Annotated in this window: 22 protein-coding genes, 3 riboswitches and 1 other annotated feature (1 of these 26 cut by a window edge); of the genes, 17 read left to right on the top strand and 5 right to left on the bottom strand. The window is 34.8% G+C overall.

The window, feature by feature from the left end:
• Nucleotides 1-12: 12 nt before the first annotated feature.
• Complete coding sequence (topB, locus tag ACYFX0_RS22210) at nt 13-2,202, bottom strand: DNA topoisomerase III (protein WP_106082265.1); 2,190 nt, start codon at nt 2,200-2,202, stop codon at nt 13-15.
• A 209-nt stretch (nt 2,203-2,411) separates the two neighbouring features.
• Nucleotides 2,412-2,524: riboswitch (TPP riboswitch) on the top strand.
• A gap of 72 nt (nt 2,525-2,596) precedes the next feature.
• Here topB and thiM point away from each other — a divergent pair.
• Both thiM and thiE read left to right on the top strand, forming a co-directional pair.
• The gene (gene thiM / locus ACYFX0_RS22215) at nt 2,597-3,406 is read left to right on the top strand and encodes a hydroxyethylthiazole kinase (protein ID WP_106082264.1); all 810 of its coding nucleotides are present in this window, start codon (nt 2,597-2,599) and stop codon (nt 3,404-3,406) included.
• A 14-nt stretch (nt 3,407-3,420) separates the two neighbouring features.
• Nucleotides 3,421-4,080, top strand: coding sequence for a thiamine phosphate synthase (gene thiE / locus ACYFX0_RS22220; RefSeq protein WP_139213321.1), 660 nt, complete (start codon nt 3,421-3,423; stop codon nt 4,078-4,080).
• A 116-nt stretch (nt 4,081-4,196) separates the two neighbouring features.
• Here the strand turns inward: thiE and ACYFX0_RS22225 are convergent, their stop codons facing one another.
• Nucleotides 4,197-5,510, bottom strand: a complete 1,314-nt coding sequence (locus tag ACYFX0_RS22225) for an anaerobic C4-dicarboxylate transporter family protein (RefSeq protein ID WP_000498704.1) — start codon at nt 5,508-5,510, stop codon at nt 4,197-4,199.
• A gap of 281 nt (nt 5,511-5,791) precedes the next feature.
• Nucleotides 5,792-5,876, top strand: a riboswitch (cyclic di-GMP riboswitch).
• 134 nt (nt 5,877-6,010) lie between these two features.
• Here ACYFX0_RS22225 and ACYFX0_RS22230 point away from each other — a divergent pair.
• The 7 genes from ACYFX0_RS22230 (at nt 6,011) to ACYFX0_RS22260 (ending at nt 16,472) form a co-directional block, all read left to right on the top strand.
• Nucleotides 6,011-7,753: a methyl-accepting chemotaxis protein gene (locus ACYFX0_RS22230; RefSeq protein WP_000761081.1), complete on the top strand. Its 1,743-nt coding sequence runs from the start codon at nt 6,011-6,013 to the stop codon at nt 7,751-7,753.
• Nucleotides 7,754-7,888: 135 nt separating this feature from the next.
• Entirely contained in the window at nt 7,889-11,470 is a 3,582-nt protein-coding gene (locus tag ACYFX0_RS22235; RefSeq protein ID WP_460271957.1) for a non-ribosomal peptide synthetase family protein, read from the top strand.
• A 52-nt stretch (nt 11,471-11,522) separates the two neighbouring features.
• Nucleotides 11,523-11,624, top strand: a riboswitch (TPP riboswitch).
• 101 nt (nt 11,625-11,725) lie between these two features.
• Nucleotides 11,726-12,046, top strand: coding sequence for an MTH1187 family thiamine-binding protein (locus ACYFX0_RS22240; RefSeq protein ID WP_000082906.1), 321 nt, complete (start codon nt 11,726-11,728; stop codon nt 12,044-12,046).
• Nucleotides 12,018-12,791, top strand: coding sequence for an ABC transporter permease (locus ACYFX0_RS22245; protein WP_001057166.1), 774 nt, complete (start codon nt 12,018-12,020; stop codon nt 12,789-12,791). The genes ACYFX0_RS22240 and ACYFX0_RS22245 overlap by 29 nt, the downstream gene beginning before the upstream one ends.
• A complete protein-coding gene (locus ACYFX0_RS22250) occupies nt 12,788-13,786 on the top strand; it encodes an ABC transporter substrate-binding protein (protein WP_000715577.1) in 999 nt (332 codons plus the stop codon). The genes ACYFX0_RS22245 and ACYFX0_RS22250 overlap by 4 nt, the downstream gene beginning before the upstream one ends.
• Nucleotides 13,783-14,532, top strand: coding sequence for an ABC transporter ATP-binding protein (locus tag ACYFX0_RS22255; RefSeq protein ID WP_000016082.1), 750 nt, complete (start codon nt 13,783-13,785; stop codon nt 14,530-14,532). The genes ACYFX0_RS22250 and ACYFX0_RS22255 overlap by 4 nt, the downstream gene beginning before the upstream one ends.
• Before the next feature lie 395 nt (nt 14,533-14,927).
• A complete protein-coding gene (locus ACYFX0_RS22260; RefSeq protein ID WP_460271958.1) occupies nt 14,928-16,472 on the top strand; it encodes an ABC-F family ATP-binding cassette domain-containing protein in 1,545 nt (514 codons plus the stop codon).
• Between the two features lie 440 nt (nt 16,473-16,912).
• Here the strand turns inward: ACYFX0_RS22260 and ACYFX0_RS22265 are convergent, their stop codons facing one another.
• Nucleotides 16,913-18,937, bottom strand: coding sequence for a glycosyl hydrolase family 18 protein (locus tag ACYFX0_RS22265; protein ID WP_106082260.1), 2,025 nt, complete (start codon nt 18,935-18,937; stop codon nt 16,913-16,915).
• 371 nt (nt 18,938-19,308) lie between these two features.
• Here ACYFX0_RS22265 and ACYFX0_RS22270 point away from each other — a divergent pair, with 371 nt between their 5' ends.
• The 7 genes from ACYFX0_RS22270 to ACYFX0_RS22300 all read left to right on the top strand — a co-directional run bounded on the left by ACYFX0_RS22270 (nt 19,309) and on the right by ACYFX0_RS22300 (nt 22,799).
• Nucleotides 19,309-19,680, top strand: coding sequence for a DnaJ family domain-containing protein (locus ACYFX0_RS22270; RefSeq protein WP_000382382.1), 372 nt, complete (start codon nt 19,309-19,311; stop codon nt 19,678-19,680).
• Nucleotides 19,681-19,690: 10 nt separating this feature from the next.
• Entirely contained in the window at nt 19,691-20,005 is a 315-nt protein-coding gene (locus ACYFX0_RS22275) for a thioredoxin family protein (protein WP_016078590.1), read from the top strand.
• A 13-nt stretch (nt 20,006-20,018) separates the two neighbouring features.
• Nucleotides 20,019-20,261, top strand: coding sequence for a hypothetical protein (locus ACYFX0_RS22280; RefSeq protein WP_000394363.1), 243 nt, complete (start codon nt 20,019-20,021; stop codon nt 20,259-20,261).
• 125 nt (nt 20,262-20,386) lie between these two features.
• Complete coding sequence (locus tag ACYFX0_RS22285; RefSeq protein WP_000817987.1) at nt 20,387-20,530, top strand: hypothetical protein; 144 nt, start codon at nt 20,387-20,389, stop codon at nt 20,528-20,530.
• Between the two features lie 80 nt (nt 20,531-20,610).
• Nucleotides 20,611-21,192 carry a TetR/AcrR family transcriptional regulator gene (locus ACYFX0_RS22290; protein WP_001254432.1) on the top strand — a complete coding sequence of 194 codons (582 nt, stop codon included), beginning with the start codon at nt 20,611-20,613 and terminating at the stop codon, nt 21,190-21,192.
• A gap of 66 nt (nt 21,193-21,258) precedes the next feature.
• A complete protein-coding gene (locus tag ACYFX0_RS22295) occupies nt 21,259-22,491 on the top strand; it encodes an MFS transporter (RefSeq protein WP_098437949.1) in 1,233 nt (410 codons plus the stop codon).
• 56 nt (nt 22,492-22,547) lie between these two features.
• A complete protein-coding gene (locus ACYFX0_RS22300; RefSeq protein ID WP_095691464.1) occupies nt 22,548-22,799 on the top strand; it encodes a helix-turn-helix transcriptional regulator in 252 nt (83 codons plus the stop codon).
• 69 nt (nt 22,800-22,868) lie between these two features.
• On the opposite strand, the gene ACYFX0_RS22305 is transcribed toward ACYFX0_RS22300, so the two are convergent.
• Complete coding sequence (locus ACYFX0_RS22305) at nt 22,869-24,152, bottom strand: MFS transporter (RefSeq protein WP_106082259.1); 1,284 nt, start codon at nt 24,150-24,152, stop codon at nt 22,869-22,871.
• 108 nt (nt 24,153-24,260) lie between these two features.
• Nucleotides 24,261-25,574: an alkaline phosphatase family protein gene (locus ACYFX0_RS22310; protein ID WP_106082258.1), complete on the bottom strand. Its 1,314-nt coding sequence runs from the start codon at nt 25,572-25,574 to the stop codon at nt 24,261-24,263.
• 154 nt (nt 25,575-25,728) lie between these two features.
• Between ACYFX0_RS22310 and ACYFX0_RS22315 the strand changes: the two genes are divergently transcribed.
• Nucleotides 25,729-26,022: a YesK-like family protein gene (locus tag ACYFX0_RS22315; protein ID WP_000383852.1), complete on the top strand. Its 294-nt coding sequence runs from the start codon at nt 25,729-25,731 to the stop codon at nt 26,020-26,022.
• 93 nt (nt 26,023-26,115) lie between these two features.
• Nucleotides 26,116-26,185, top strand: a binding site (T-box leader) (it continues 137 nt past the right edge of the window).

The raw sequence follows: 26,185 nt of genomic DNA on the forward strand, positions 1-26,185 counted from the left end.
GAACCTTTTTGTTTAATCGAACTTTAATTTTTTTAATGCTTCCGCAAATGGGTTGTTTAATGGTTCTTCCTCTTTGTTCTGTTGTTTCATATATTTTTGAACGTCGCGCTTATCAGCTTTGTTTCCAGATTCTTTTTTACGTCTTTCTTGGAATGTAGAAAGTTTTTCGCGATAGCCACATTTACATGCGAAAATTTGGCCAGCGCCTTCACCACGTAATTCTAGTTTCTTCTTACATTGCGGACAGCGAGCGTTTGTTGTACGAGATACATTTTTACGATGACCACATTCACGATCTTGGCATACGAGCATTTTTCCCTTTTTGCCGTTTACTTCTAGCATTGGTTTACCGCAGTCTGGACAAGACTTCGTTGAAATGTTGTCATGTTTATATTTTTTATCACTCGATTTAATTTCAGAAACAATTTCTTTCGTATAGTTCTTCATTTCAGAAATGAATACTTCTTTTTTCAGCTTACCTTTTGCGATAGCCTCAAGTTTTTGTTCCCATTCACCAGTTAGTGTAGGGGATTTTAACTCTTCTGGTACTAAATCAAGTAACTGACGGCCTTTTGAAGTAATATGAATATCTTTGCCACGTTTTTCAATTAAGAACGAATTGAATAGCTTGTCGATAATATCAGCACGCGTTGCTACAGTACCTAATCCACCAGTCGATTTTAATGTATCAGCGAGTTGTTTATTTTGCGTATCCATATATTTTGTAGGATTCTCCATTGCTGAAAGTAAAGTTGCTTCATTAAAGCGTGCAGGTGCTTTCGTTTGGCCTGATGTTTGCATAAGTAACTTTACAGTTAATGTATCGCCCTTTTCAATGTGAGGCAGAAGCTGCTCTTTTACGTCATCAGTTACATCATCGTCTTCAAATCGATTTTCGTATACTTCCTTCCAACCAGCATGTAAAATCGTTTTTCCGCGTGCAATGAACGTTTCACTACCAACTTTGGTACGTAATGTTAGTTGCTCGTATTCGAATGCTGGGAATAAAACAGCTAAGAAACGTTTTACAACTAAATCATAAATTTTGCGTTCTTTATCTGTGAATGCTGAGAAGTTAACGTATCCTTCTGTTGGAATAATCGCATGATGATCGCTTACTTTACTATCATCAACAAATGATTTGTTAGGTTTGATAGGCTTTTGTAATACTTTATGTGCGAAGGGACGGTATTCTCCAACACCACATGCTTTTAGACGTTCTGGAAGTGTTCCAACGATATCAGATGAAATGTAGCGTGAATCTGTACGAGGGTACGTTAGCACTTTATGCTGTTCATACAATTTCTGCATAATATTTAATGTTTCTTTAGCAGAGTAACCGAACTTTTTATTTGCATCACGTTGCAATTCAGTTAAATCATAAAGACCAGGAGAGAATGACTTCTTCTGTTTCTTATCAATTTCCACAACGGTAGCATTTTGTTTATCTAAACCTCTTACAATACCATCAATTTTTTCTTTATTAAAACTACGGCTATTGCCATTTGTATCTTGCCAAGTAAGTTTGAGTTTCTCCATTGTTTGAGCTTCGATGCCGTAGTAAGTTTGTGCTTTGAAGTTCTTTATTTCATCCTCACGACTAGCGATCATTGCAACAGTAGGAGTTTGCACACGGCCGCAATTTAACTGGGCATTAAAGCGAGTTGTTAAAGCGCGAGTTGCATTAAGACCGATATACCAGTCAGCTTCTGAACGTGCAACTGCTGAAGCGTATAAATTGTCATAGGCTTTACCTGGTTTTAAATTTGCAAAACCATCTTTAATTGCTTTATCGGTTACAGAAGAAATCCATAAACGTTTGATTGGTTTATTTAGCTTAACTTTATCGATAATCCAGCGTGCGACTAATTCCCCTTCACGTCCAGCGTCTGTTGCTACAATAATTTCATTTACATCTTTTCTAAGTAGCTGACTCTTTACAGCATTAAACTGTTTACCAGTTTGTTTAATAACCGTTAATTTCAAACGCTTAGGTAGCATCGGTAAATCTTCTAAATTCCACTTTTTATATTTCATATCATAACTTTCTGGATCTGCTAATGTAACGAGATGACCTAAAGCCCAAGTTACAATATATTTATTACCCTCAAGATAGCCGTTTCCTTTTTTATCACACTTCAGTACACGAGCAATATCTCGTGCAACGGAAGGTTTTTCAGCGATTACAACGCTTTTTGACATATTAAAAACATCCTTTCAAATTTCCATAAGTTAAATATAGCATACATCTTCTTGAGATTCAGTTTCGCTCCATATTTGAGCTGTTTTTAATGGAGTGAACAAAATCCCAACTGATTAAAGTTTCACTTTATCAGTTGCTTCTATATTAAATAGAAAAGTAAAGAACTTGTTATTTTACTAGAATAAGAGTAGACTTTGAAGTAGATGAATAAGAAACACATGGGAGTTTGTGGATACAAACTGAGAGTATGGCTACTAGTCCGTCATTGACCATTTGAACCTGTTGGATAATGCCAGCGTAGGGAGAGTGTAAAAGCACATGTTCAGGCACTTTGCGTACGCGCAAAGTGTCTTTTTGTGTATCTCCCATCATTATAGTTAGGAGATGAAAAGGATGAATATGAAAGAAATTAGTAAAGTAGTGGATTTGGTGAGAGAATCTAATCCGCTTGTTCATAATATTACAAATGTTGTTGTAACAAATTTTACTGCTAACGGTTTGTTGGCACTTGGGGCATCGCCTGTAATGGCGTATGCAAAAGAAGAAGTAGCAGAAATGGCTAGCATTGCTGGAGCGTTAGTATTAAATATGGGAACACTTCGTCCTGAGGAAGTAGAAGCGATGTTACTTGCTGGTAAATCAGCAAATGTGAACAATGTGCCAGTACTATTTGATCCAGTTGGTGCAGGAGCAACTTCGTATCGAACAGAAGTTGCGAGACATATTCCAGCCGAAATAGATTTAGCAATTATCCGCGGCAATGCGGCTGAAATAGCAAACGTTATTAATGAGAAATGGGAAATTAAAGGGGTAGACGCTGGTACTGGAAATGGCAATGTTGTAGGTATTGCAAGGCAGGCAGCAGACGAATTAAATACAGTTGCGGTTATTACTGGAAAAGAAGATGTTGTTACAGATGGAGAGAGAACTATTGTTATTCGAAACGGTCACCCTATTTTAACGAAAGTTACGGGAACAGGTTGTTTACTAACTTCAGTAATAGGAGCATTTGTAGCAGTTGAAAAAGATTATGTAAAGGCAACTGTAGCAGCATTAACGTTTTATGGTGTAGCTTCGGAACTGGCAGCTGCTAAAACAGTAGAAAAAGGGCCAGGTAGTTTCCAAATTGAATTTTTAAATCAATTAGCGAATACAACTTCAGCTGATATAGAGAAATATGGGAAGATTGAGGAGTTAGAGTAAGGGGGATGAAACACATGATGCGCATTGAAACAAAGAAAATGTCTAACCTATTGCAAGTGTATTTTATTATGGGAAGTAATAACTGCACGAGGGATCCTTTAGCTGTATTGAAAGAAGCGTTAGATGGTGGAGTGACACTTTTTCAGTTTCGCGAGAAGGGGGAAGGTTCTTTAATCGGAGGAGATAGAGTGCGCTTTGCAAAAGAATTGCAGACGCTTTGTAAGGAATATAGTGTTCCTTTCATTGTAAATGATGATGTAGAATTAGCCATTGAATTAGATGCAGATGGTGTTCATGTAGGACAAGATGATGAAGGAATTACATCTGTTCGTGAAAAAATGGGAGATAAAATTATCGGCGTATCTGCTCATACAATTGAAGAAGCACGCTTTGCAATCGAAAACGGAGCAGATTATTTAGGCGTTGGACCTATTTTCCCAACGAGTACGAAAAAAGATACGAAAGCGGTTCAAGGAACGAAAGGATTAGCTTATTTTAGAGAACAAGGAATTACAGTGCCAATCGTTGGTATTGGTGGGATTACAATTGAAAATACAGCGGCAGTTATAGAAGCGGGTGCGGATGGTATTTCAGTTGTTTCAGCAATTAGTTTAGCTGAATCTGCATATGAAAGTACGAGAAAATTAGCTGAAGAAGTAAAGAGAAGTTTGTAGAAAAGGACATGTAGTATTTTAAGTGCTACATCGAGAAGTAGACTGCCCAAAAAATTTAAACAAACGTTTGATTAAAAAAGCACAAACCTTTTTAAATAAAGGTTTGTGCTTTTTCTTTAAAACATAATTGAAATTAAGAGCATTCCAATTCCGATAGAAGTAAATGTTGCAATTAAGCCTGGAATCATAAAGCTATGATTTAATACGTATTTACCAATACCTGTTGTACCGGTACGGTCAAAGTTAATGGCAGCAACGATTGTCCCGTAGTTTGGAATGAAGAAATATCCGTTTACTGCAGGGAACATCGCAATCAGTAGTGCTGGTGGAATACCAAGGGATAGTCCAAGTGGCATTAAGGCACGTACTGTTGCTGCTTGGCTGTACAGTAAAATAGATAGAATGAATAGTGCGATGGCAAATAGCCAAGGTGCACTTGTTACTAAATGCTGAATGGATCCTTGAATCATATTTAAGTTTCCATTAAAGAAAGTATCTCCCATCCAAGCGATACCGAAAATAGCAACAACTGCTGTTGCTCCTGCTTTAAAGACGTTACCAGACACAATGCTTTCTACATTTGGTTTACAGAAAATAATAATAAGAGCCGCGATAGTTAACATAACCATCTCAATTGTGTTCGGCATGGAAAGACGGGCTAACTTCCCATCAACTATCCATCCTGGACGAAGTGCTTCAAATGAACCAAGAAGTACAACAAGGAAGGTTCCTACAAGGAAAAGGATAACTGATAATTTTGCGCCCTTTACACCTACAAATTCTTTTTTCTCTTCAAGCTTAGGAATCATTCCTTCTTTTAATCGTTTTAAGTATTCAGGGTCTTCATTTAATTCTTTTCCCATCTTACTAGCAACGAATGCTGCTAACATACAAGCAATGAAAGTAGAAGGAATACTCACTTTTAAAATATCTAATAAAGTGATTTTATAGTCAGCTAACATTGCTAAAAGAGCAACTGTGGCAGCTGAAATTGGGCTAGCTGTAATTGCTTGTTGAGAAGCGATTACGGCAATCGACATTGGGCGTTCCGGTCTAATCCCTGATTCACGAGAGACTTCTGCAATAACAGGAAGTACAGAATAGGCAACGTGACCAGTACCTGCACATAGTGTGAATAAATAAGTAACAATTGGAGCAAAAAAAGTAATACGCTTTGGATTTTTTCGTAATGCTTTTTCAGCTAGGTGAACAAGATAGTCCATTCCTCCAGCAGCTTGCAAAGCACCAGCGGCTGTAATTACTGCCAAAATCATAAGCATTACATCGATAGGAGGCGCGGTCGGTTGTAAGTGGAAGACAAAAACGAGTATTGCCATACCAACTCCACCCATTACTCCTAAACCAACTCCGCCTAGGCGTGCACCAATAAAAATACAGAGTAACAAGGTAAGAAATTGTAGCCAAAACATGATAAACTACCTCCGAAATTCATTAGTTAAGATATATTCGAATAGTTTAATTTGAATGAAAATTAAATAAATACCCGAAGAAATCCTTGTTATTTATACATTTTTTATTATATAACACAAAAAAAGTAACATTCACGTACTTTTTGAAATTATTTCGAAAAAGCAATTCTTTAAAAATTTGTATTTATATCTCTAAATAAGTAGACATTTTGATTTATATGTTGTAACCTTTGATAGAGAATATATGATTCTCATAGAACTCCCATATCGTTCAACTCGTTCAGCGAGAAAGGCAAACTGATGGAAACATGAGGACGCAAAACTACAGGAGCTAAGGTCGAAAGGCTATGCTAGCCAGTTACCGGACGGATAGGGTTGGTCTTGGCCAATGCTTTTACATTGGCTTTTTTTTATTCTCGAACATATTGAGAAACATCTTTAAACAAAATATTCATATATTTTGTTTTTTTATTTAGTATCATTAAGGAAGGTGGATATTAATGAAAAAATATTGGCATAAGTTATCGTTCCTTCAAAAGAACGTCTTATTAACCGTATTAGTTATTTTGACACTTGTTGGAAGTATGGGCGCGTTAAGTTTCAACATGTTTCAAAATAGTATGATGTCTTTATTTGAAAGACAGTCTATTGAAACAGGAGAAATAGTGTTGAAAAAATTGGATGTAGAATTAGTTAGAGACATGGCGAAAGATCCTACAGCCGAAAAAGTGAAAAAAGAAAAGTTAACAGAGAAATTAGATGAAGTGTCAAAAGAATTGAAAAGTGTTGGACAAACGTATGTTACAGGAGCAAAACCGAATGAAAAGCGGGAATTACAACTCGTTGGTTTGACTACAGAGTTAACAAATGCATTCCCTATAAAGCCGGGAGATTATTATGAACAACCCGCTCATTGGATGAAGGCATACGATAAGGTCATTGATACGAAAAAGGCCCAAATGACAGAAGTATATGAAGATGAAATAGGTTCGTGGGTGACAATATTAGAACCAATTACAGATGGAGAAAACAATATTGTTGCAATTATTGCGGCTGACTTAGATGCTTCCATTGTTCCTATTACAAAAGAGAAGTTTATGATACAGGGCTTACTCTTTATCATTATTTCATTAGCAATTGCGACTATTACTCAATTCTTTATCGTGCGTCACTCGCTAGCTCCATTAAAAGATTTACGAGAAGGATTACGTAAAATTGGTGAAGGTGATTTAAGTATTAAATTAAAAGAAAGACCAGATGATATTGGAATTATTAATGTTTATTTCAATAACACGATTGAAAAATTTAAAGGGATTATAGATAAAGTAAGGCAAACTGCTGAGCAAGTTTCTTCTTCTTCACAAGAATTGTCGGCGAGTACAGAGGAAAACAGTATGGCAGTTCAAGAGATTGCAAGTTCTATTGAAGGTTTAAGAGTAGGGGCACAGTCTCAAAAAACTTCAGTACAACAATGTTTAGGAATTGTACATGGAATGGAAGATAAGGTAGAAGAGATAACTGGGGCTGCAAAACAAGTTGCGGTTGCTTCTGAAGGTATGGAGCAACATTCAATTGAAGGTAATGAAGTGATTGGACAAATTATTAATCAAATGAGTTTAATCCAAAATGCAGTACAGGATTTATCTTCCATCATTTATTCGTTAGAAACAAGGTCAAAAGAAATTAGTGATATCGTAACTGTAATTACAGGTATTTCAAATCAAACAAATTTATTAGCTTTAAATGCTTCTATTGAGGCTTCACGTGCTGGAGCAGCTGGAAGAGGGTTTGCAGTTGTTGCTGATGAAGTACGAAAATTAGCAGAACAAACTGAAGCGTCTGCAAAAGATATAGCGAAATTAATTGGTGAAACACAAGCTGAGACAGAAGATGCTGTAGTTTCAATGCAAAAAGGTTCAAAAGAAGTAGAAACTGGAATTTCACTTGTTCAAAGTAGTGGAGATTTCTTTGAAAAAATTTCAAAATCAGCGCAATCTGTTACAGATCAAGTAAAAGCTGTCTCTGGTAATTCGAGTGACATTTTACAAAATAGCCAGAATATTGTTCAAGTCGTAAATGAATTATCACATATTGCAAATACTTATGCCAACAGCAGTAGTAATGTTGAAGAAAGCATGAAAGAGCAAGAAATATCAGTACAAGATATTGCAGAATTAGCGACTTCTTTAAGTTGGCTTTCTCAGGAATTACAAGAGCTAATTGGTGAGTTTAAAAGTGAATAAGAAGAAAGATCAATTCTAATCGAAGGGGGATCCCCCCTTTGATTATGAATTGAACTAATTTGCCCGTTAATAAGGGATGAAAAAGGTGTGAATTTTCACACCTTTATTATATTTGAGAGAGGAATTTACATAAATATGAAATTAGCAATTTCTTATAATGAGATGGTAAAAGAATTTTTAGGAAAAGTAGAAGGAAGTATTAAAATACCTAAAGATGTTCAAGGAACAGAATTTGGGGTAAAAAGAAAAACTGAACTATTTCCAAATTTGACTCACATTGTAGATTTAATAGGAGCGACTGCAACGTGGTTATATCATATTTCTAAAGAAAAACATATTGTCGTGCTTTATCATGTAAGAGGAAGTTTATTTCCGATTACTATTGAAATTTCTAATTTTCTCTCCTATGAAAGTTTGAATTTACAGATTGAAGAGCAACTGGAACAAATTAAAGAAATGAATGAGGAAGAAATAGAAGAGTTTCAAAACGGTAATACATTATATGAAATGTCACCTATTATTATTGGTGAAACATATTATGAGCTACAAGACACGAATACATTACAATTTGTATTTAGTAAAAATATGCAAAGCGTAGAAATAATATTTAATAGTGTTAATTGGAAAGAGACAACGATTACTCGTTATGCACAACAAATACAAGGTGTTTTAATCAATACATTACAAAATAATAATAATTATATAAATGATTTTAATGTTATTACAGAGGCCGAGATGGCACTTTATAGTCAAGTGAATGATACGACAGCAGTATATCCTGAGAAAAGCATCGTCGATATGTTCTATAATACTGTTACTCAATTTCCAAATCGTATAGCTTTATCTTCAAGGGAAGGTACTTTAACTTATGAGGAGCTAAATAAAAAAAGTAATCAAATAGCTCATATGTTAATTAAAAACGGCGTCCAATTAGGAGACTATGTTGGAATATTTATGAAACGTAGCATAGACACAGTAGTAAGTATGGTAGCTATATTAAAAGCTGGTGCAGCGTATGTTCCGATTGATCCAGATTATCCGGAAAGTAGAATACAGTACATTATTCAAGATAGCCAAGCGAAAGTTATATTGATGAAAGAGACGCCTATAACATGTGATGGGGTTCAAACAGTTTCAATGTATGATAGTGAAACTTGTGAAGATATAGATGTAAAGTTGTCTATTCATTGTGATGATGTAGCTTATATGATTTATACATCTGGTTCAACAGGGAATCCAAAGGGAACGATGTTAGCACATAGAGGCGTTGTTAATCTGTACACTTGGATGCAAAAGCAATATGAATTGACAGAAGAGGATGTATTTGCCCAATTTCCTTCCTTTAGTTTCGATGCTTCTGTATGGGAGTCATTTGCTTCTTTATTCTGCGGAGGAAACTTGTATGTATTATTAGAGGAAGAGCGATTGTCTGTAGAAGCATTTGCACATGCAATCTATAAAGTGAAAGCAACTTCGATCTTGGCATTAGCAACAATTTTTGTTCGACAAATAGCAACTTATTTAGCAGAAGAAGATATATATAAGCTAGCTTCCCTAAAAAGAATTGCGATTGGCGGTGAAATGTTGCCTGTAGAGGTTATTAAATTGTGGAGAGAAAGAATACGTACAGATGTTGAAATTCATAATGTATACGGACCGACAGAATGTACAGTAGTGACGACAACTTATAAAATACCTAGTCAGTTAAATGAGGATGTTGCGAGTATTCCCATTGGTAAACCATGTTCTAATTATCAAGTTATGATTTTGGATGAGAATATGAATCTTTGTCCAATTGGTGTACCTGGTGAATTATATATAGATTCAGTAGGATTAGCAAAAGGGTATTTTAATAAACCTAATAAAACAATTGAAGCTTTTATTCCGAACCCTTTTAATCCTATAGTTAATATATATAAAACAGGTGATATCGTTAAGTTGCTAGAGGATGGAAATATAGAGTTTTTACATCGGAAAGATGATCAAGTAAAAATTAGAGGACATCGTATTGAACTAGGAGAAATCCAAAGTAAAATTTCTCAAAATCATAATATAAAAGAAAATGCTGTTTTTGCTAAGAAGAGTAAGGAAGGTAGCCAATATTTAATCGCGTTCTATACAACTTTAAATAAAAAAGAAATACCAGAATTAGTTTATCAGTTACAAGAGCAATTACCAGATTATATGGTGCCATCTAAACTAATTTATATTAATGAATTACCACTTACACCTAATAAAAAGATTGATGTTAAGAAGTTAGCTCAGTTAGAAGAAAAGTATGAACCGGTTCGTCTACAAGAATATGTTGCACCTTCTAATAAAGCAGAAAAACAAATAGCGAACGCTTGGGCGGAAGTATTAGGAATTTCAAAAGTTGGAGTGCATGATGATTTCTTTACAATTGGTGGACATTCATTGAAAGTATTACGAGTCTTAACATTGTTAAAAGAAGATTTCTCACATTTAACAATTCAAGATTTCTTTAAAGAAAGAACGATATATGGATTAGCTCGAATTGAGCGAGAAGTAAAAGTAGAGAAAGAAGAAGTATTTCGTGAATATAAAGTGATTCACGAACCGGATACTATTACGTATGCAAACGTTTTGGAAGAAACCCAGATTTCAAATGTCTTTTTAACAGGAGCTACTGGTTATTTAGGATCACACATATTATATGAATTGCTGAGAGATACATCTGCTACTATTTATTGTTTAGTAAGACCAACCAAAGATGTGCAGCAAAGAATTATAGATACATTAACAGCTTACTTTAATGATATATGTGAAGAATGGTTACAGCGTATACAGGCCGTAGCTGGTGATCTGGGAGAAGAGTATCTTGGGATGAGCGAAGAAGAATTTATGTTCATCAGTTCTAAGATGGATACGATAATTCATTGCGGTGCAGATGTAAGACATTTTGGAGATGTAAAACAATTTGAAAATATAAATGTCCAAGGAACTAGCCGTATGCTAGCATTAGTGGAAAAAGATGCTACATTCCATTTTATTTCTACGATTGGTATCCCGTTAGAATTAGCAGTAGATCAATGGGATACATACATGAAAACTGGTGATTTTAATTACAGTGTAGACTTAGAGAATGTATATTCAAATAGTAAACTACAAGCGGAAAACATTGTTCGTGAAGCAATGAAAAATGGTTTGCGTGGAAATATTTATCGTGCAGGTAATTTAGCATGTCATTCAGAAACAGGTTCGTTCCAACAAAATATTGAAGGAAACGCATTTTATCGTCTTATTAAAACAATGCTATTAATTGGAAAAGCACCAAATGTGAAGTGGAAAGTTGATTTCACACCAATTGATTTTGCTAGTAAATCAATTGTAACGTATGTACAAGATTCACAAATAGATGGAGAAACATTGCACATCTGTCATCCACATCAAATTGAGTTTGAACAATTTATACAGCTAATTGGAGAGTGTGGATACAATCTTGAACTGGTTACACTTTCAGAATATGAAAATGCCGGACTTGAATTAGCAAAGGGAAATGAAGTAATAGCAGAGTTAATTGCTTCTCAAGTTGCAGGAGATGGAGCGCAGCAATCTGAAATTGTAATGGGTACGCGTAGAACGAATGAATGGATTAAGAAAAAAGAATTGAAAGTACCAGCAATTAATAAAGAATTTATACAGCAGTTATTAGCTCATGGTGAAAAAGTTGGTTATTTTCCAAAAATAATGAAATGATTATGCATGCTTTTGTTTGTTCAATAAAATAAATCATGCTACAATGAAAACGAATTAAGGACCGGGGAGCCAATTGGCTGAGAGGATGTAAGTAAACATCGACCCTCAACCTGATCTGGATAATGCCAGCGTAGGGAGTTACTTAAAGTGATGTAGCATATGTTATTCTATAATAACTTGCATACAAGGCTTTCCTACGCAGTAGGAAAGCCTTTTCTTATTTTTGAAATTTAATTTTATAAGGGGGATTTTATTATGTCACAACAAGTTACAATGTCATTTTCAGTAGTACCACAAGCGAAAACGAAAGATGTATATTCTGTTGTCGATAAAGCAATTGAAGTTGTGCAACAATCGGGAGTTCGTTATGAAGTAGGGGCAATGGAAACAACTTTGGAAGGAGAATTAGATGTACTTCTTGATGTCGTTAAACGTGCACAACAAGCTTGCGTCGATGCTGGAGCAGAAGAAGTGATTACTTCTATTAAAATCCATTATCGTCCAAGCACTGGTGTAACGATAGATGAAAAGGTTTGGAAGTACCGTGATGAATATGCAAAACCAGAAGCAATCTAAACTTATTACAACTATTTGGCTTATCCTTCTCATTGCGATATGGGAAGGATCTGTTTCATTATTTAAAATCGAACCGTGGATTTTACCAAAGCCTTCTGCCATTGTTCAAGAATTAATTGGGATGAAAGATTTACTATTACCAAATACGATGCAAACACTGCAGGAAGTTATAATTGGACTATTCTTTGCAATTTTATTGGGGACGAGCATCGCAATTATTATGGACGTTATACCGTTATTTCGTATTTTAATAAATCCATTGCTCGTTATTTCGCAAACAATTCCAATTGTTGTACTTGCACCACTATTTATTATTTGGTTTGGATATGGGATGTTGCCGAAAGTAATGGTCGTAATACTCGTTTGTTTCTTCCCAATTGCGCTTAGTATTTTAGAAGGTTTTCAAACAGTAGATAAAAACATGTTGAAGCTGTTACAAACAATGAAGGCGACGAAATGGCAAGTTTACCAGAAAGTAAAATTTCCAGCAGTGCTTCCATACTTTTTCTCAGGCTTAAAAATTGCAGTTACATATAGCGTAATGGGGGCAATTATCGGAGAATGGCTCGGTGCAAGTGAAGGATTAGGCGTTATGCTTACGAGGGCTACAAAATCATTTTTGACTGCCCGAGTATTTGGTGTTGCAGCAATCATCGTTATGGTGACATTGTGCCTGTATTTTATCGTAGAGTTTATGGCAAGAATAACAGCACCATGGATATATAGAAAGGACGGCAGAAAATGAAAAAAGGTTTGAAAGTTATGTTAGCTGCCTTAGTAGCGGTAGGTGTGGCTGGATGTAATCCGGCGAAGAAAGAAGAAAGTAAAAGTAAAGATCAAAAAGTAAAAGTAGTATTAGATTGGTTTCCAAATACGAATCATACTGGCTTATATGTAGCACAAACGAAAGATTATTACAAAAAGCAAGGATTAGATGTAGAAATTATTCAACCGGGTGACAATGTAACAGCAGAGCAAATGATAGCATCAGGAAAAGCTGACTTCGCAATAAGCGCACAAGAAAATGTAACGTTGGCTCGTGTGGAAGGGATTCCTGTTGTATCTGTCGGAGCGATTATTCAGCATAACACTTCAGCATTTGCATCACTTAAGAAAGATAATATGACGTCACCGAAAGATTTTGAAGGTAAACGTTACGGCGGCTGGGGAGGACCAGCAGAAGAAGCGACATTAAAGACGATTATGGATAAGCATCAAGCTGATTTTAATAAAGTTGAAAAAATCATCTTAGGACAAACCGATTTCTTTAAATCAATCGGCCGTGATGCAGACTTTGAATGGATTTATTACGGATGGGATGGAATTGAAGCGAAGCGCCAAGGAAAAGAGTTAAATACGATTATGGTGAAAGACTTAGACCCAGCGCTTGATTTCTATAGTCCTGTTATTATTACGAGTGAAAAACATACGAAGCAAGATAAAGACTTTGTGAAAAAGTTTATGAGTGCAACAACAGAAGGTTATAATTTTGCAATTAAGGAACCGAAAGAAGCTGCTGATATTCTAATTAAAGCTGTTCCAGATGTAAATAAAGATTTAGTTCAAGAAAGCCAGAAATGGTTAAGTACGAAGTATCAAGATGATGCGAAAGCATGGGGAGTACAGAAGGAAGAAATTTGGACGAATTACATGAATTTCTTATATGACAACAAAGTTATTAAAAAGAAAATCGATGTAAAAGATGCTTTTACAAATGAATTCCTTCCAAGTGAAAAATGAGCGGATTACAAATAAAAAATATAGTGAAATCTTTCGACGGAAAGAATGTATTAGAGAATATTAGTGCCTCTATACAAGAGGGAGAGTTTGTTTCCTTTGTAGGACCGAGTGGTTGCGGGAAAAGCACATTATTAAACATGATTGCAAATGTTGAAAAACCAACAAGCGGGAACGTAACGTATAAAGATAAGCAAGTACAAGAGCAAGATGTTGTTAGTTATATGCCACAACAAGATTTATTACTACCGTGGCGATCAGCTTTGCAAAATATCGTTCTTCCGTTAGAAATTGAAGGAAAGCCGAAAAAACAAAGGCTGACAGAAGGAATGGAAGCATTAAAGCAGTTCGAACTAGATGAATATGCAGACCATTATCCAGATGAATTGTCTGGTGGTATGCGTCAAAGAATTAGTTTTCTGCGCACATATTTGTGTGAAAAGCCAATTATGCTGCTTGATGAGCCTTTTGGAAAGTTAGATGCATTTACAAAAATGGAAGTACATAGCTGGCTTTTAAACTCTTGGCATCAAGAGAAGCAAACAATCGTTATGGTTACACATGACTTAGATGAGGCAATCTTGCTTTCAGATCGCGTATTTATTTTATCTCAAAGACCAGCGTCAATAGTTGGCGAGGTACAAGTGAAATTACCTAGACTGAGAACGATGGATATGTTAACGTCACTCGAATTAAAAAAGGATAAAGAAGAGATTTTAAGTGTGTTAGCTCCTTATATGAAAAAATAGAAAAAGCCTTTTAACAGTTTTTAGTATAATTACTGTTAAGAGGCTTTTTTTAGAATATGAAAAGATGGAGAAGGAACAAAAGGGAAAATAGAGAATAGAATATAACAGAGTAGTTTATACTCTTAATATAACAAATGTTAAAGGAGTGAAAGGATAAAATGACTTTATCAACTGTTCTTCAAATGGTTTTAGCTTGATATGGGAGAAGTCTGCCCATTTTTTAAGATTAAGCTAAATTGAAGACAGCAGGTAAAGAACCTTAATCCTTTTTTACGATAATATGTAATGGGTAAGGTGTATTCACCTTACCCATTTTTATATGCATAATTAAATAAGGCTTCATACTGTTGGTCTCTCTATTTAGCTTATGGACGATAAGTAAAGGAGAGAAAAAAATGAGTATATTAACAGTAGAAAATTTAAGTCATTCGTATGGTGAGAAAACCATCTTATATAATGCATGCTTTCGATTATTAAAGGGGGAGCATGTTGGGTTAGTAGGGAAAAATGGGATTGGAAAATCAACACTGCTAAGAATTTTAACAGGAGAACTTATACATGATGATGGGAACATTGAATGGTTTCCACATGTAAAGGTTGGATTTTTGCAGCAGCATATAGATTTACAAGAAGGGATAACAATTGAAGGATACTTGCAAAGTGCATTTTCTAACTTGTATGCGATTGAATACGAAATGTTAAAAATTGCAGAAGAGATGGCTGAAGTAGTAGAAGTAGAAAAATTGTTAGTAAGGTATGGAGAGTTACAAACTATATTGGAAAACTCTAATTTCTATCAAATTCATACAGAAATTGAAGAAGTGGCAATTGGTTTAGGGCTGTTTGAAATAGGATTGGAAAAGGATGTTTTAAAGTTAAGTGGAGGACAGCGGACAAAGTTATTACTAGGAAAGCTTCTTCTAGAAAAAGCTGATGTTTTATTGCTAGATGAACCAACGAACTATTTAGATACAGCACATATAGAATGGTTGCAATCGTACTTGAAGTTGTATGAAAAAGCTTATATTATCATTTCGCATGACGAAGTATTTTTGAATAATATTACGAATGTCATTTACCATCTAGAAGAACGAAAAGTTAAGCGATATGTAGGGGATTATGAAAAGTTTTTACAAAGTTATCAATTGCAAAGGAAACAATTACAATCGGCGTATGCGAAACAACAAAAAGAAATTGCTCAGTTAGAAACATTTATTCAAAAAAATAAAATTCGAAAAGCAAAACAGGCAAAAAGTCGAGAGAAAGTATTGGAGAAAATGCAAAGGGTTGAAAAGGTTAAAAATGTACCTCGGTCCCGTTTTGTTTTTACTGTTTATAATGAGCCAGTAAGTAGTATATTACAGGCTGAGAAACTAAGAGTGGGTTATAGTGATTCGTTATTTCCAGAATTGAATTTACAAGTGAAGAAAGGAGAAAAGATAGCTATTGTTGGTCATAATGGTATTGGAAAAACGACAATGTTAAAAACGTTATTAGATCAAATAAAGCCGCTAAGTGGTTCAATTTTTGTTGGGGAACGAGTAAATCCTGCTTATTTTGCACAGGAAGAGTTTGCTTCAGAAATAACACCATTAGAGAAAGTTTGGGCAGAGCGACCAGATATGACAAAGAAAGAAGTGCGCCAAGCATTAGCGAAGTGTGGATTGAAAGAAGAACATGTATTAAAACCTATTCATTTATTAAGCGGTGGAGAGCAAACGAAAGTGCGTTTATGTGAACTCATCGCAACGAAAAGCAATGTTTTAATTTTAGACGAACCGACTAATCATTTGGATGTAGAAACTAAGATGGCTTTAAAAGAAGCGTTACAACAATATAAAGGAACGGTTTTAATTGTCTCACATGAACCTTCTTTCTATGAATCGTGGATAACAAAAGTATGGAATATAGAAGAGTGGAATGCTGAACAATATGAATAAAGAAAAGACATTAGCTTTTATGAGCTAATGTCTTTTCTTTGTGATTAACATGATTTTCGAGAACTCTTACATGAGAATTGTATGAAGAAGCACTCTTATGGTGCGCTTATAAGCGTGCTTTTTCTTTTGTTATATTTATAATAATACGAAAGCCTTTCCCTAACAGGTGACTATCTTTCTTTATATATATAGATAGTTCAAAGTGGAATGAAAATAATTCCTATATGTAAAGAATAATGTGGATATTATAGGAAGACAATAGAAATTAAAGGAAATTCATGTAAAATTCAAATTAACTTCATATCAACTTCATATTAGAAATTAATTATAATAGGTTATTGTGATGCTTTTTATTTTTCATAAAATTAAAAGTTTGAATTTAGGAGGTATTGCTCAAACCTAAATTCAAACTTTAGTGAAATAATTAATGGATATTACGTCTAGTTTTCGCTAATGACGGCATTTAAAAGTTCGGCAGGATTACCCGTTCCTGCACCACCAATTGTAATTGATCCACCAGGAGGAATTTCGCCATTCCATCCTGCGTTCGTAATTACATAATGATTATTTGTTTTACTACTAATTTTAGAATCCCAAACTTGTGTTAAATTGCCGCTATAATCAAATTCTAATTTCCAATTTTTAATAGGAATCGTTCCGTTATTTTTAATTATAATCGAGAAGTTATAACCGCTTCCCCAATTCGAAGTGACTGAAAATGTAGCAGTGCCATTTCCATCAGGAGGTGTTGTATTAGCTTCATCCGTTTTGACAGTAAGAGCGGTAGGTTGTGATTTATTTCCAGAAGCATCTTTGGCAATTACTGAAAATGTGTATTCCGTATTAGGTTTTAAGTTTTTAATTGTAATGCTATTTGTTGTTGCACTCCATTTTTCTTCTCCGGCAGTAATTTCGTATTCAGTAACGCCTACGTTATCAGTGGATGCAGTCCAGCTTAATTGAACTGAGCTTGAAGTTTTATTCGTAACTATAATGTTTTTAACATTCGTTGGTGGCTCAGTATCTTTTTGGTTAATAGGTCCACCAAGTAATTCTTTTACTAGCGTATCAAGTAATTTTGGACCACTACAACTATATTTTGGACTTGTACGGCAATCTCCGCTTAGTTCCCAAAACATTGCTCCACTTAAACCTTTCGTCTTTATATAGTCTGTTTTATATTTCATAGATTCATTGTCATCGTAGCTAATAAATGTGCCTGTAGTTGCATTATATAAATAAGGTACTTTAGCTGTGTCATTCCAGTAGCGTACAAAACCATTTTTATTAACGTAATTGGCTGCTAAATCACCGTAATCATATACACCTGTGTCACCGGTAGAATAATCATCCCAAGTACCTTTAGAAGCAAGTTTCCCATCACTACCTGGTTTGCAAGGTTGATATTGTCCGTTATTTTCTTTACCACAACTTTTCCAGCCACGTCCGTAAAAAGGTACGCCTAATACTAGTTTATCCACTGGAACACCTTCATTTGTATAAACATCTATAGCACCATCTACGTAAAAATTCGTATTTGCTGCTGGGTCATTTGGATCCTTATATAGAGCTGCATTATGATTAGAAGTAGCTTCCCATCCGCCGTGGAAATCATATGTCATAATATTAATCCAATCGAGTATTTGAGAAATTTTCTTTAGCTCTGTATGATCAGCGTAGCGTTGGCTTGCGCCTGAAGCGATTGTTAGTAAATATTGTTTGCCATCTTCAGCACCTGCTTTATTCAAAGCATTTCGGACGTCTTGAAGAAGGAGAGTGAAATTTTGTTTATCTTCAGGACGATAACTACCACCAGGAATCGTTTCAACGCCCGGATATTCCCAGTCTAAATCCACGCCATCAAACCCATATGCACGAAGAAAAGATACTGTAGATTCAGCAAATACTTTTCTTGTTTTTTCATCAGCGGCCATATCAGAAAAGCGGTTAGACCAAGTCCAGCCACCAACGGAAATAATTGTTTTTAAGTGAGGATATTTAGCTTTTAATCGTTTTAGTTCTCCGAAATTTCCGCAACGGGCATATTTATCGCAATCTTCCCAAGTTGTCCCTGAACCAGGATACGATTTGGTAACATCAGCCCATGGTTCACCGAGTACGAGAGTACCATTAGGAACCTCTTTATTTTGCAATGGTACACCAGATTCTTTACAGTTCCACGTTTGTTTATTTGGATTATCAGGATGAGTAGAAGGGTTTCCATGTTTTCCATTCCAACAAATATCCGCGAAAGCATAGTTAAGGTGAGTAAGTTTTGATGCATCAATGTCAGCAACTTGATAATTACGTCCGTAAACGCCCCACGAAGGAAAGTACCCAACAATTTTTTGACTTTGCTTTGGTGAATCTGCTAATGCGAGATTTGGAGTAATAAAATTTGTGAGAAAAAGAGGTAAGAAAAGTAGTAGAGATAGTAATAGCAGTGTGAATTTTTGAGACCTCATAGCCATTTCTCCTTTCAAAATAAAAAATATATTTAAAGGCATACGCCAATAAATCAAAATGAATCTAGACGTATGAAACGTCTAGATAAAATGATCAGACATCACGAAGTCTATACAAGGGAGCTGGGGGTGATTAAATCGTAACAAATGTAAGATTTAGTGTAAACGCTTTATTAAGTTAAAATATACTTTCTCAATACAAAAAGGCTTGAATACAAACTATATATGAAAACGAAAGATCGGTATGGGAGGAAAAAGCTTATTATAAATAAATTTGAGAAAAAATTGTCTGGAGTCAATTATTAAAGACGTAGAAAGATAAGGAAATATCATGTAAAATAATAGTAAAAATATGTAAAGGAGGGAATGGTGTGGATGTGTTTTTGAACATTGCTGAAGAAAAAATTCGACAAGCAATACGGAATGGTGATCTTGATTATCTTCCGGGAAAAGGAAAACCACTACAATTAGAAGATCTTTCAATGGTACCTCCAGAACTTAGAATGAGTTATAAAATTTTAAAAAATGCGGGAATGATTCCATCAGAAATGGAACTACAAAAAGATATATTAAAAATAGAGGATCTAATTGCTTGCTGTTATGATGAAGAAGAGAGAAAGAAATTACGAGAAGAGTTAACAGCAAAAACGCTTCGTTTTCAGCAGGTAATGGAAAAGAGAAGGATTAAAGATAGTTCAGCTTTTCGTATGTATCAAGATAGAGTATTTCATAAATTGCGTTAAGAGGGATAAGATGCATAAATTTAAAACGATAGAAGAATTAGCGACATATATTGAAGAACAACAATTGGTACTTCTGTTCATTAAAACAGAAAATTGTGGTGTTTGCGATGTTATGTTAAGGAAAGTAAATTACGTATTAGAGAATTATGATTACGTAGAGAAAATAGAGATATTACTACAAGATATGCAAGAGATTGCGGGGCGATATGCAGTATTTACAGGACCAACAGTTTTATTATTTTATAATGGAAAAGAGATCCTTCGGGAATCGCGCTTCATTTCACTTAAAAATCTAGAGAGAACCATTCAATTATTCGAGGAATAAGGGAGGCTTTTATATGGAATTTATTATTGTCATACTATTATTTGTTGTAGTTGGAATAATCGTAACAGCAGTTCGATCGAACAAAAAGAAGGTAAATCTTACAAAACAAAATAACATTCATAATTCATCTAACAGCTCATCACCATTATTTTTCTTTGCTGGATCTGATAATGATAGCTCGCATGATGGCGGTTCACATGATTGTGGAGGGTCTTTTGGGGGAGATAGCGGGGGAAGCTGCGGTGGTGGTGATTGATGAAAATGCGCCTTATATAGGCGTATTTCTTTTTAAACAAACGTTTGATTAGTTGGCTTACATATGCATAAACACAGTTAAACAAACGTTTGATTAATATTTTTAACATACTAAGGGGAATGGAAATGAAAAGGGAACCGAGAGTGAAAAATAAGGGGAAAGTAGTGTTATTTTTATTAGCTGCGGGAGGCGTATTTCTTGTTAAATTAACATTTAAATTTGGAACAATACATATGATTCGAACTTGGTTTGAAAGTACATTTTCTTAAATAAGGAATATAGCCTCTTGCGATAGAGGTTTTTGATTTGTTATTATTAGACTGAACGGTCGGTTTAAAGAGGTGTGAATATGAGAAGAAGCGCAGAAGAGATAAAGAAAGAAATTGCATATAAAGCAGAAAGTCTATTTTCACAGAAGGGCTACGCAGCTACATCTATGGAAGAGATTTGTGAAATTACAGAGCGAAGTAAAGGAAGTATTTATTATCACTTTAAAAGTAAAGAAGATTTATTTTTATTTGTAGTGAAACAGCATACGTATGATTGGCTTGAAAAATGGAATGAAAAAGAGAAGTTGTATAGCACTAGTACTGAAAAACTATATGGTCTCGCGGAATATCATGTAGAGGACATACAGCAACCAATTTCAAATGCAATAGAGGAATTCTCTATGAGCCAAGTTGTAAGTAAAGAGATTCTGGATGAACTGTTAGCTTTAACTAGAGAATCATATGTTATGTTTGAGAAATTAATTGAAGCAGGTATACAGTCTGGAGAGTTCCGTGAAGATAATACTCGTGATCTTATGTATATTGTGAATGGATTATTATCAGGGCTTGGAGTACTTTACTACGAGCTAGATTATAAAGAGTTGAAGCGTATTTATAAAAAGGCAATAGATGTATTGTTAAAAGGAATGGCAGCTGAATAATAGGTCAGTTGCTTTTCTTAAAGAATAAATTAGACCGAACGGTCGGTTTGTGAAAGGGGAATGAAAATGAACGCTTTATTTAAAAACCGAGCATTTATGCTCGTTATGGCATCTGATATTTTACAACAATTTGCAATTTGGATTAGAAATATGGCTCTTTTATATTTCATAATGGAGCGGACAAATAATGATCCAGTTTCAGTGTCTCTATTATCTGTCATGGAGTATGCACCTATCTTTATTTTCTCGTTCATTGGTGGTGCATTAGCAGATCGTTGGAATCCGAAAAGAACAATGGTTGCTGGAGATGTGTTAAGTGTACTGTCTATTATAGGAATTGTCGTATTGTTAAAATTTGATTATTGGCAGGCTATATTTTTTGCAACACTCATTTCCGCGATTGTAGGTCAGTTTTCTCAGCCCTCATCTTCGCGTATATTTAAGCGCTATGTAAAAGAAGAAGAGGTAGCAAATGCGATTGCATTTAACCAAACATTACAGTCATTATTTATGATTTTTGGACCAGTTGTAGGATCAATTGTGTATACACAACTTGGCTTATTTACGTCACTATATAGTTTAATCATTCTATTTTTGTTATCGGCTATCATCCTTTCATTTTTACCAAAATGGGTTGAAAAAGAGCAAGTGGCGAGAGATTCATTAAAAAATGATATAAAAGAAGGTTGGAAGTATGTTCTTCATACGAAAAATTTACGTATGATTACGATCACTTTTACTATTATGGGTTTAGCTGTTGGATTAACAAATCCATTAGAGGTGTTTCTTGTAATAGAACGCCTTGGAATGGAAAAGGAAGCGGTTCAATATTTAGCAGCAGCTGACGGAATAGGTATGTTAATCGGTGGTATTGTTGCTGCAGTTTTCGCTTCAAAAGTGAATCCGAAAAAGATGTTCGTATTCGGTATGAGCATATTAGCGATGTCATTTTTAGTAGAAGGGCTATCTACATCATTTTGGATTACTAGTTTCATGAGATTTGGAACAGGTATTTGTTTAGCTTGTGTTAATATCGTTGTCGGTACGCTTATGATTCAACTTGTACCAGAAAATATGGTTGGAAGAGTAAACGGGACGATTTTACCACTGTTTATGGGGGCAATGCTAATTGGAACTTCACTAGCTGGAGGATTAAAGGAACTAACTTCACTAGTTATTGTGTTTTGTATAGCAATGGCACTTGTTTTATTAGCGATAGGGCCAGTTCTACGCATGCAAATAAAGAAAGAAGATGTCGTTAATAAAGAGAAACTAACAAATTCGTTAGCTTCGAAATAACTATTTTAAGGGAGCAAAATTGCTCCCTTTTTCTTTGAGGAACTTTTGACAACTATATGAGCCAATTATATACTGATGTTGTAAAAATGATTTTACAGGTTAGGAGCAATGGTGTGAAAAATCAAATCTATGAATTACGCACTGAAAATAATATTTCACAAGGCGCATTAGCTGATAAATGCAAGGTTTCTAGACAGACGATAAATGCAATTGAGAATAATAAATATGATCCAAGCTTAGCGTTAGCATTCCGTTTAGCTGAAGTATTAGGAACAACTGTTGATAAATTATTTTTGTACAAGCAGTAGAGTCGTTTATTATAAGGCGCACCGTTAAAAATAAAAAAGATCCTCTTCTCATGAGAAGAGGATCTTTTCTTATAGTGTTTTAGTCTTTGGACTAGGTGGTGTAACGGATGTATTATTTTCTGGAACTCTAGTTAATAAGAATCCACCGATAATAAACAGAACAATAATACTAAGAACACCAGCGTTTGTTTTTCCTGTTAATTGCGTTGTAACACCGACTAATACCGGGCCCATAATTGCGGCGAACTTACCAAAGATATTATAAAATCCGAAGAATTCATTAGCAGATTCTTTTGGTACTAGTTTTGCAAAGTATGAACGACTTAGTGCTTGAATACCACCTTGAGATGTAGCAACTAACATTGCTAAAATCCAAAAATCAAGTGTCGTTTTTAAGAAATAAGCATATATGCAAATGATGATATAAATAATGATACCGACATATAGCATTTTTTTACCTGTAAATGTTGCTGATAATTTTCCATATAATAAAGCAAATGGACAAGCGACAATTTGTGTTACAAATAATATGATTAATAGATTCGTTGCACTGATACCGAGATCTGTTCCGTAAGCCGTGGACATGGTAATAATTGTATCGACCCCATCAATATAGAAAAAGTAAGCGATTAGGAACATGAATACAGTTTTATATTCTTTAATATTTTTAAAAGTAGCAGCAAGGCGTTTGAAGCTCATTGTAATTGGTCTAGGGTGACGTTCAATATAGTGCTTTTGCTCTACGTTTTTTAGCATTGGAATCGTAAATAACCCCCACCAAAGAGCTGTTATCGCAAATGAAATTTGACTAGCAATACCAACAGATAAAGGGATAGTTCCTTTTTGAGAAAGAATAATAAGAGCGATACAACCGATGAAAGGAATAGTACTCCCAACATAGCCTAATGCGAAACCTCGCGTAGAAATTCGATCCATTCTATCTTCAGAAGTGACATCTACTAAAAATGCATCATAAAAAATGTTTGCTCCAGCAAAACCGACTAAGGCGAGCATATAGCATCCTAATAATAAGTACCACTGAGATGTTGGAACGACTGCTAACATACTTGTAAATACGATACCGAGTCCAAAGAAGAATGTGAAAAATCGTTTTTTAAATCCTTTATAATCAGCAACTGTGCCGAGAATAGGAGCAAGTATAGAAATTAAAAGTGTAGCGAACGAGTTTGCATATCCCCAATATGCTGTTGAAGTTGCCCCGGATAGTCCAGCTTCTTTTGCAGCTGCTTTAAAGTAAATTGGAAATAATGCAGTTGTAATGACGAGCGAATATACCGAGTTCGCCCAATCGTATAATATCCAGCTTTTTTCTTGTCTGGACATTTTTTTCATATAATGTTCCCCCTTAAATTTGTTTTACTAACAGTGTACAAAAATAAAAATTATAAAAAGAGAAACAGTGATGAATTTTACATAACTTTTACATATATACACAGTTCTTTACAATTGGAGTAAATCCTCTACAATTGCTCCGTCTGTTTCACCTAAGTGTAAACCGAGTAGTCTAGCGATAGTTGGACCTTCATCAATAAGCCTCATGTACGGGACGGTAACGCCGCTTTTTATTCCTTTCCCAGCAGCGATAAAAATTGTTTCATAGTTAGGTTTTGTTGGAGAGTATCCATGCGTACCAAATGTATATTTTTTACTAGGCGTAACATCTTTTTCAGTAATTTCTTTTATAAAATCTCCTGTATAGTTTTCATTGAAATAATAACCCTCTTGTGCTTCTAACATAAATAAACAATTACCATCTGCACCGCGGTCTTTCGCAGCTTCATCATGAAGTATAAATTCAATTCCATTCTGTTTATTTTGCAGCAGTTCTTCAAGGAGTAGTTGTACTTCTCGAATTGTATCCGTATCATTTTTGTCTTTCACATATACATAGGCAGAGCCATCACAACTTTGGCAATAGGCTTTCCAGTCTACTAATTTGCCTTTTTTATTAAGAGATATAAGTCCTCTTTGATGGAATAGCACATTTAATTGGATGGATTTGTTTTCACTTAAAGCGCTATGATCACCAAGGGCAATAATTGTACTTTCTTCGTATAGATCACTGTCTTTTAAAGTTTGAATAATTTTCCCTAGCCGCTCATCATGTCTATGAATTGCAGCTATTGTTTCGTTAGATTCAAAGCCATGATAATGTCTTTGCGTGTCTAAATCAGTGAAATGTACGAACATAACATTAGGCTTTTTCGTCTGAATGGTGTGTACAGCAGAGGCGAGGACGAAATCATCCAGCTCTGGTTGTGATAAACCATTTCTTATATGGCCGAAACGACGATTTAAATCTAATTGGTATAGTGGGCTACCGCTAAATAAGGAAACTAACACTTGATTTTGCCACGGTCTATTGGGGAAAATTTCTGGTAAATTGTAATCAATGTTTGCTCTCCCAGTAACAGGCCATAGAAGGGCAGCTGTCGTTAAATTTGCTTTACGTGCTTCATCATACAATGTTGTTCCTTTTATCGATTTTCGGTACCAATGCCAATCAGGTGATTCACGCCCTGGTTGAAGTAACGTATTGCTAACAACACCGTGCTTGTTAGGGTAATTACCGGTTACGATTGTTGAGTGGCTTGGATATGTTACAGAAGGATAAATTGGTTCTACTTTTTCGACAACCGTGCCCTTTTTTATTAGAGATTGGAAATGAGGTAGTTTTTGTAGTATAGGAAAATCTAAAGCTGATAAACAGTCGAATGATAAAATAATGACGTGGTTTGTTAATGCTTTATCCATAAAGTTCCCTCCTGATTATATAAAACCTATTCTTATATATTACTATTAATACCTAGTAATAAAAATATATTTTTAGGTGGAAATTCATTATTTATTTTCAGAAAAAATAAACATATAATTAAGTATAAGGGAATCTATGGAAGGAGGAAACACTATGGATTGGTTAGATGGATTTGGTATCTTTTACATCATTGGCGGAATCACGATTATCCTTGTATTTGCTATTTCATATTTACTAAAGAAACGGTTTCCAGACAAACAGTTCGATATTATATTTGCACTTAGTTTAATACTTCTTTGCTTAGCGTCCTTTCCCGTTACAATGATGGTTATTGGTGGGTGGGAAGGAATGGGATATGGATTTATTGGTTTCTTCGTTCTACTAGGGACACTCATCGGTATGATTGCACATCAACTTGTAAAAATCTCTCGAAAAAGCTACGTATAAAACTGCAAAAAACGAAAAGAATATATAATAATAAGAAAATTAGCTATTGTTTTAAAAAAGAATTTGTATTATGATAATCAACAAATTTATTTTATTATAACGATGAAAAAGGACTAGTACATGTTCAACCTTTTTAGCAGAGAGAGAATCCGCCAGGCTGAAA

The organism is Bacillus sp. NEAU-Y102 (genome assembly GCF_054788175.1).

Bases quoted from the DNA above. Each gene is read 5' to 3' on its own strand.
- ACYFX0_RS22235 (WP_460271957.1), top strand. From the start codon at position 7,889: ATGAAATTAGCAATTTCTTATAATGAGATGGTAAAAGAATTTTTAGGA.
- ACYFX0_RS22265 (WP_106082260.1), bottom strand. From the start codon at position 18,937: ATGAGGTCTCAAAAATTCACACTGCTATTACTATCTCTACTACTTTTC.
- ACYFX0_RS22285 (WP_000817987.1), top strand. From the start codon at position 20,387: ATGAAAAGGGAACCGAGAGTGAAAAATAAGGGGAAAGTAGTGTTATTT.
- ACYFX0_RS22290 (WP_001254432.1), top strand. From the start codon at position 20,611: ATGAGAAGAAGCGCAGAAGAGATAAAGAAAGAAATTGCATATAAAGCA.
- topB (WP_106082265.1), bottom strand. From the start codon at position 2,202: ATGTCAAAAAGCGTTGTAATCGCTGAAAAACCTTCCGTTGCACGAGAT.
- ACYFX0_RS22300 (WP_095691464.1), top strand. From the start codon at position 22,548: ATGAGCCAATTATATACTGATGTTGTAAAAATGATTTTACAGGTTAGG.
- thiE (WP_139213321.1), top strand. From the start codon at position 3,421: ATGATGCGCATTGAAACAAAGAAAATGTCTAACCTATTGCAAGTGTAT.
- ACYFX0_RS22230 (WP_000761081.1), top strand. From the start codon at position 6,011: ATGAAAAAATATTGGCATAAGTTATCGTTCCTTCAAAAGAACGTCTTA.
- ACYFX0_RS22315 (WP_000383852.1), top strand. From the start codon at position 25,729: ATGGATTGGTTAGATGGATTTGGTATCTTTTACATCATTGGCGGAATC.
- ACYFX0_RS22295 (WP_098437949.1), top strand. From the start codon at position 21,259: ATGAACGCTTTATTTAAAAACCGAGCATTTATGCTCGTTATGGCATCT.
- ACYFX0_RS22255 (WP_000016082.1), top strand. From the start codon at position 13,783: ATGAGCGGATTACAAATAAAAAATATAGTGAAATCTTTCGACGGAAAG.
- ACYFX0_RS22240 (WP_000082906.1), top strand. From the start codon at position 11,726: ATGTCACAACAAGTTACAATGTCATTTTCAGTAGTACCACAAGCGAAA.
- ACYFX0_RS22250 (WP_000715577.1), top strand. From the start codon at position 12,788: ATGAAAAAAGGTTTGAAAGTTATGTTAGCTGCCTTAGTAGCGGTAGGT.
- ACYFX0_RS22305 (WP_106082259.1), bottom strand. From the start codon at position 24,152: ATGAAAAAAATGTCCAGACAAGAAAAAAGCTGGATATTATACGATTGG.
- thiM (WP_106082264.1), top strand. From the start codon at position 2,597: ATGAATATGAAAGAAATTAGTAAAGTAGTGGATTTGGTGAGAGAATCT.
- ACYFX0_RS22310 (WP_106082258.1), bottom strand. From the start codon at position 25,574: ATGGATAAAGCATTAACAAACCACGTCATTATTTTATCATTCGACTGT.
- ACYFX0_RS22260 (WP_460271958.1), top strand. From the start codon at position 14,928: ATGAGTATATTAACAGTAGAAAATTTAAGTCATTCGTATGGTGAGAAA.
- ACYFX0_RS22245 (WP_001057166.1), top strand. From the start codon at position 12,018: ATGAATATGCAAAACCAGAAGCAATCTAAACTTATTACAACTATTTGG.
- ACYFX0_RS22225 (WP_000498704.1), bottom strand. From the start codon at position 5,510: ATGTTTTGGCTACAATTTCTTACCTTGTTACTCTGTATTTTTATTGGT.
- ACYFX0_RS22275 (WP_016078590.1), top strand. From the start codon at position 19,691: ATGCATAAATTTAAAACGATAGAAGAATTAGCGACATATATTGAAGAA.
- ACYFX0_RS22280 (WP_000394363.1), top strand. From the start codon at position 20,019: ATGGAATTTATTATTGTCATACTATTATTTGTTGTAGTTGGAATAATC.